Below are 6,214 nucleotides of genomic sequence, written 5' to 3'. Positions count from 1 at the left end.
TTATAAGGACTTTTATTGCTTTTAACATACCTTTTAGATGTTGAGAAATATAATATCAAATTTTTTATTTTCTATATTTCTAACAAACTGTTATAATACTAAAGCATAAGCTTTAACCAATAAACCTTAAAACAAGGTTTCAAATATTATTAAATAATAATATTTCATAATCATTTGATCTTGAACTATGCTTACTAAAACTTTACCTTATTCTTAATTTAATTATCTAGTATAATAAAGACCCATCTTAAGTTGAGATTATTACCTTAATTTAAGGTCATTTAAATCTATCCAAATTCATACAAATTTAAAATTGAAATTTAAGCTTTTAGAGAATGTTGTTTAATCGACAAATAATCTAATCGTCTTGATACCAATAATTTTAAAAAAATGAACTATGGATAACAACGCACATTATGTAATAAATAGATAATAAATAAGGAGAAATTTCATGGAAAAAAAGGATATTCATAAAAACAAAAGAATTCAAATGTTCATAGGCCTTAAAACTGGCCTTTTAACTAATAAAAACAAACTTGTAAATATTTTGAAAAACAATAACAATATCAATGAAAAAACAGCAAATAACTTAGAAAAAAAACTTTATCAATCTAATTTTTTCAAAAAAAATAATACTTAATTTATTAAAAATTATTTGCAATGATCTAATAAAAAATATTATTATTATGTTCATTAATCTATAAATTTTTATTTTACCAAAGGAGAGGAATATGAGATTATTTAGAGATCAATTAAAATTTTTAAAATTGTCGGTATTTTTTTTATTAATATCTTGCACTTCCTTAAATGTTGAGCATGATCAATTTGCAAAAACATTTAGAATATACCAAAGTTTAAACAAAAATGTAGAACTTAAAGGGATTTTTAACTATAAAACAGGAATAACTAAAATAGTTTTATATACAAAGTTTAGAAATCATAGCATAACAGAGCAAACTCCTTTATTACTATCAGATGGAACTAAAATTGAAGGGAAAACAAGTTATCAAAGAGATGATAACCATTTTTTTGGTAATTGGATTAATTATTCCTCATTTATTTTATCTAAGCTAGTATTAGAAAAGATGCTAAAAGAAGAAGATGCTTCTTATAAAAACGATAAAGTTAAAATCAAAATTGGATTAGAAGATTTAAGCTTGAAGAAATCTAAAATTATAGATTTCTTAGTAATGGTTGAATCAATTGAAAACAAAGATTATAAAAAATAATGTTTTTATAATCTTTATAAGTTTTTTAGTTCCTGTTTAAAACAAATATTTTATTACAAGATATAATTTATACAGATTCTGTTTTTAATAATTTACGAAAATGACAAAGGCTACCTTGTGGTAGCCAACTTATTATTCTAATCAAACAACAAGAGCGAGACATTGCATCTCAATCTATATAGATTATTATATATTATTTTATTTTTTTGTAAAGTGTTTTTAAAACATTTTTTAAAAGTGATCACATTATCAGATTTAGAAGGCTACTTTTTATTTTTCAAATTATCATATTTATTTTTAATATTGGCAATTAATTTTTGATTATCATGATATAACTCTTTTAACAAAAAGCTTACAAAGCTTGTATTTGATTTATAAAAATTGAAGATTTCTTCTTCTTCAATTTTTAACTTAAATGACCTATTTAAAATAGCTTTTGGGTTAATTGTAATATTATTATTTTCTAAGATTTGCATAGCATAATATATTCCCTTTTTTAAGATTAATTCGTAATCAATTTTGCCACTATCAATTCCTACTGCTATTTTTATATATCTATAAACAGAAGTCTTAGCCATGTTATAATCTTTTAAAAAATGGCTAAAATTTTTATATCCGTCTACAATGTAATATTTATTATCGTTAATTTCTTTTAATATTCTAGCTGTTTCAATTTTATTGTAAGATTCTTCTTTTATCAGAACTTTTAGTTTTTCCTTCAATTCTAAGTATCTAGATTCTCTGGTTCTTTTTATTTCATTTCCATTCAGTTCGATTCTCTTAACAATTTCTATTTTTTTATTTAATTTCATCGATTGTTTTTACTCCAATAATTACAAATTAGTTCCACTTGGAACTATCAGTTCCAAGTGGAACTGATAGTTCCAAGTGGAACTAATTTGTAATTATACTCAAAAATTTTGTAAGTATTTTTTCATAAGATTTATAATAATCTTCATTAGGATTAAAATTTTCTCTGTAAAAAATAGTTTTACGCAGACCATCTCTTTTAGGAACGCTTCCTAAAAACCTTCCTTTATACTCACATTCAATAAAATTTTTGAGTTCTTTATCAATGTTTTGTCTTTCAATAAATTTAGTTATTAAATAAAATATTGGCAAATCTTCTCTGAAAAGATCATTAAGTCTGCTGGTGATTAAGTCTAAACTTTCAATTGCCCATTGATCAGTTGGCAAAGGTATAACTAAGTAATCTGTGATTATTAAACTATTGTTCAGTAAACTTCCCAATGTAGGGGCAGTATCCATTATTATAAAATCGTATTTATTTTGAATAAAGCTTAAAAAAATTTTAAGCAAATTCTCTTTCAATGAAATGCTTTCTTCATTGAATTTGCTTAAAGTTATATGACTTGCTATGAAGTCTGTATTTTTATTTATTTTAATTATTGAGTTTTCTATGTCGATTTCTTTTTTAAGAACTTTATATATATTAAGGTCTTTTATATTCAAATTTCTTTCTCTTATAGTATTAATATGGAAACTAGTGCTACTTGCTTGTGGATCTAAGTCTATTAACAATATTTTGTAATCTTTTTCTGCAAGCAAACTGCTAAACATTAAAGACGTAGTACTTTTTCCAACTCCCCCTTTAATTGATGCTATTGTGATTATTTTTGGGTTTTTATTATCCAATTTAATATCCCTTTATTACTTTCGTATTTTTTACCGTAAAATTTGTGTATCTCGTCTTCAATTTTCAAAGTTCTTTCTAGAAGAGATTTGTAAAAAATTTTATTTTTATTTTTGTTTTTTGTAAGTATATACAAACTTCTTAAATAACAAAAGACACTTCCTTTTTTAAATTTGAACTCTACATAAAATATTTTTTTTAGTCTTATTGTTTTTTTAATTCCTTTTTCGGAATAATTTATGATAAATGGTTTTGGAAGTTTTACAAACCCATAAAAAATTCCTAAAAATTTATCATTTTCTTTTACTGAGAATAAGTGGAAACTTTCATATTTTTTACTATTGAATACATTTCTGAAGCAAAGCCAAAATTTACCTTTTTTGGGCTTTGCTTCAAAATTGTTTATCATACTAAAAATTTTAGTGTGATAAACAATTTTGTTTTTTTGTTTTTCTACTCTGTTGAAAAATTTATTTTCTTTTTCTTTAATTTTCATTATACTCAAATTTTTTTAGAGTTTTGATTGCTTCAATGGCATTTTTTATTTGATTTTTTTTAGCAATTTGATTGATACTTTTGTTTTTTATTTCTTTTGTTTTGATATTTTTAAGTTTGAATTTTTTGATTAGCTCATTAAAGTCTGTGTTTCTAAAGTTTTTTGCCATAAACCATATCTTTTTTTTCTTTTTCTTTAGGGTTTTTTTGAAAAATTGTATTACTTTTTTTTCTTCATATTCTTTTAGTTCTTCTGTGTAATCTTTAAGGTTCCATAATGTATTTTTGTAACTTATTTCAGTTTCTGTAATTTCTTTTAGTTCTTTCAAATTTATTTTTTTTAAGTCTTTTTTTATTTTATTTTCTAGAAAATTTATAGTTTCTTTTAAATTTTTCTTTTTATAAGAATTTTTAGAATTCTTATAATTTTTACTTATAATATTACTTAATACATGTGAAGTTATTTGATATGAAATTTTATAATTTTGGGATTCTTCTATTAATTTAATTTTTTTTATTTCCTTGTTTTTTGATTTTTCATATTTTTTTTTCTTGTCAATAAAATATGCAGTGCTGATAATTTTTTTAGCTATTTTTTCAAGTTTTTTATTTATTGTGTAGTAAGTAAAACTTCCATTATTTTTCCCAAGCGGTTTGAAATAGCTTTTTATTAGCCCTAAATTTTCAAAAATTTTTATGTCGTTTTGTATGGTTCTTTTGGTAACCTTTTTACAACCTTTTTTTCCCAATATTGAATTTGTCATTACTACAACGTTGCTTAGGGAATATTTTTTTTTAGATTTAAAGTAGTTAGAGCTTAGTTTTTGGATGACCCAAAATATTTTCAATCTTCGGTCTACTACTTTATTAAACGGAATTTTACTAACTGTTAATTGATACATTTTAGCTCCTATCGTTTGATCTTTTATTGCATTAAGCATTATAATTAATAGTAATACATTTGTTCAAAAAAGTAAAGTTTTATTGGTAAATTTGCAATCAAGTGGGCGAAAATATTAACTAACAGGATTTAGTTTACTTGATTGCAAATTTTTTATGCAATGGTCTACTTCCTTTAAGAATTTTAGAAGAAGTGGTTTGTATATTTCAAATATGAATTCACCCTTTTCTCCATAAGATTTTAATTTTAAAGTAACATCTTTTTCAATGTTTTTTGTCATTTCAATTATTTTTTGGGGACTTAATACAATATTTAATGTTTCTTTTATTGTTTTTGAATCCTTTAAAGTTCTCTCGGGAGGTTCGATTTTTAATTTTATATTATTTTCATCATAAATAGAATTCAGGAAGCGTAATTGATCAGAGTATAAGCTTAAATTTAAAAACAAGATATTTAAATTTTCACAAGGGTAATAATTTGCTATAACAAATGTTTCGTAAGTTTCTGAGAGTGTATTTGATTTTTCAAATAATTTTGGGATTTCCATGCTATAGATGTAGTAATCCTCTATTTCATTGTATTCTGTTTTAAGCTCTGTTTTTTCAATTTCAATTTTTCTACTATCAATATGTTTTTGGAATATATTTTTAGATATTTTAGACTCTTTATCAAAATCTGTTAAATATTTTAAAATATACTCTTTATTAAACTTTGTGCTATGTGATACATTCCAATTATCCTGGAAATCAATGTTAATATATTTTCCTATACTTTTATCGTAAATATAGGTCAACAGATCTCTTGAATTATTTAGTGAAATACTAATAATACTTTTATTAAAACTAGATTTTACTTTAAGCTCTGCTTTGTATTTTAAATAATTAATTTTTTCTTCATTTATCAAGACGCTTTCAGGATTTATTTGTAATCCTTTTTTTTCGATATAAATGTTGACTTTAAAATTTTCTTTTTCTGTTAAAGGGCTATATATTCCCACAATAGATATTTTATTGTCATAATTTCTGCTTATCATTGAGTCTTCTTGAAATTTCAATTTTCCTAATTTATGACTTGTATCATGTAGATTGAAATTACCATTTGGGATAGATTTGCAACCTAAAATTAATAAAAATAAGGAAATGATTTTAATGTATTTCATACTTTATTCCTTAAGTGATTCTATACAAATACAATTCTAGTGCAATAATTATATTCTTTTTGATTTTAATTATTGAAGAATTTGTTATACTTTTTATGTAAGCTTTTCAATAATATTAGCATATTTTATGAGAAATCTTAGATGAAAAAAAAGTTTAAATTTGTTTTGCCTGTTATTCTTTTTTTATTTTCATGCAATATTAGTGCTTCTTCGATTTTTATTAGATCTTTAGATGAAGCAATAAAAATCGAAATTGGTTTATATGAATTACTAGAAGGCGGTAAATTTAAAACAGGTGTTCATACTAAGGATTACTTTAATTCTATTAAGGATATTAGTTATTATTCTTATTTTTTTATTTTAGATAAATTTAGTAATAATATTGTGATGAAATTGGCTTTAAGTTCTAAAAAAGAAAGTTTATTAACATATAATTTTGGGATTTTTTTTAATCATAAATTTAAATTAGAAATTGTTAATTCCAATGAACCTGAATTTAATATTATTAATAGCTTTAACAAAAATATTGTTTTCAAAAACAATATTAATAACAATATTCAAAATGTTGTCACTATTATTTTAAATTTGAATGATATAAAAGCTATTAATCGGGATTTTGAGATTAAAAATTATGTTGAGGATCTTAATTCTGCTACTAATGAATTTATATATTTTATTGACAGTTCTAAAAATTTTGGTTTGAAAGAGTCTTACATTACTGTTTATTATTACGTCTTTAAAGCAATTGAAAAATTTTTACAATAAACAAACTTTTT

At 22.4% G+C, this 6,214-nt stretch carries 8 protein-coding genes; 3 read left to right on the top strand and 5 right to left on the bottom strand.

Annotated elements, in window-relative coordinates:
• Positions 1 to 451: 451 nt before the first annotated feature.
• Together OY14_04365 and OY14_04360 are read left to right on the top strand one after the other, a co-directional pair.
• Positions 452 to 640, top strand: coding sequence for a hypothetical protein (locus tag OY14_04365; GenBank protein AJA90686.1), 189 nt, complete (start codon positions 452 to 454; stop codon positions 638 to 640).
• 91 nt (positions 641 to 731) lie between these two features.
• On the top strand, positions 732 to 1,229 hold the full coding sequence (locus tag OY14_04360) for an oligopeptide permease-like protein (GenBank protein AJA90685.1): 498 nt from the start codon (positions 732 to 734) through the stop codon (positions 1,227 to 1,229).
• A 263-nt stretch (positions 1,230 to 1,492) separates the two neighbouring features.
• On the opposite strand, the gene OY14_04355 is transcribed toward OY14_04360, so the two are convergent.
• The 5 genes from OY14_04355 to OY14_04335 all read right to left on the bottom strand — a co-directional run bounded on the left by OY14_04355 (position 1,493) and on the right by OY14_04335 (position 5,438).
• A complete protein-coding gene (locus OY14_04355) occupies positions 1,493 to 2,041 on the bottom strand; it encodes a chromosome partitioning protein (GenBank protein ID AJA90684.1) in 549 nt (182 codons plus the stop codon).
• 82 nt (positions 2,042 to 2,123) lie between these two features.
• The gene (locus OY14_04350) at positions 2,124 to 2,885 is read right to left on the bottom strand and encodes a cobalamin biosynthesis protein CobQ (protein AJA90683.1); all 762 of its coding nucleotides are present in this window, start codon (positions 2,883 to 2,885) and stop codon (positions 2,124 to 2,126) included.
• Positions 2,861 to 3,379 (bottom strand): partition protein, encoded by a 519-nt coding sequence (locus tag OY14_04345; GenBank protein AJA90682.1) that lies wholly within the window; start codon positions 3,377 to 3,379, stop codon positions 2,861 to 2,863. Before OY14_04345 ends, OY14_04350 begins: the two co-directional genes overlap by 25 nt.
• Positions 3,369 to 4,280, bottom strand: coding sequence for a hypothetical protein (locus tag OY14_04340; GenBank protein ID AJA90681.1), 912 nt, complete (start codon positions 4,278 to 4,280; stop codon positions 3,369 to 3,371). Before OY14_04340 ends, OY14_04345 begins: the two co-directional genes overlap by 11 nt.
• A 114-nt stretch (positions 4,281 to 4,394) precedes the next feature.
• A complete protein-coding gene (locus OY14_04335; GenBank protein AJA90680.1) occupies positions 4,395 to 5,438 on the bottom strand; it encodes a hypothetical protein in 1,044 nt (347 codons plus the stop codon).
• Positions 5,439 to 5,579: 141 nt separating this feature from the next.
• Between OY14_04335 and OY14_04330 the strand changes: the two genes are divergently transcribed.
• Positions 5,580 to 6,203 (top strand): hypothetical protein, encoded by a 624-nt coding sequence (locus OY14_04330; GenBank protein ID AJA90679.1) that lies wholly within the window; start codon positions 5,580 to 5,582, stop codon positions 6,201 to 6,203.
• The last annotated feature ends 11 nt before the right edge of the window (positions 6,204 to 6,214 follow it).

The sequence above is a fragment of the Borreliella chilensis genome (assembly GCA_000808095.1).
Taxonomy (GTDB): Bacteria; Spirochaetota; Spirochaetia; order Borreliales; family Borreliaceae; genus Borreliella; species Borreliella chilensis.
Note: the sequence above shows the minus strand (reverse complement) of the source record. Positions and strands in the feature narration are given on the sequence as shown.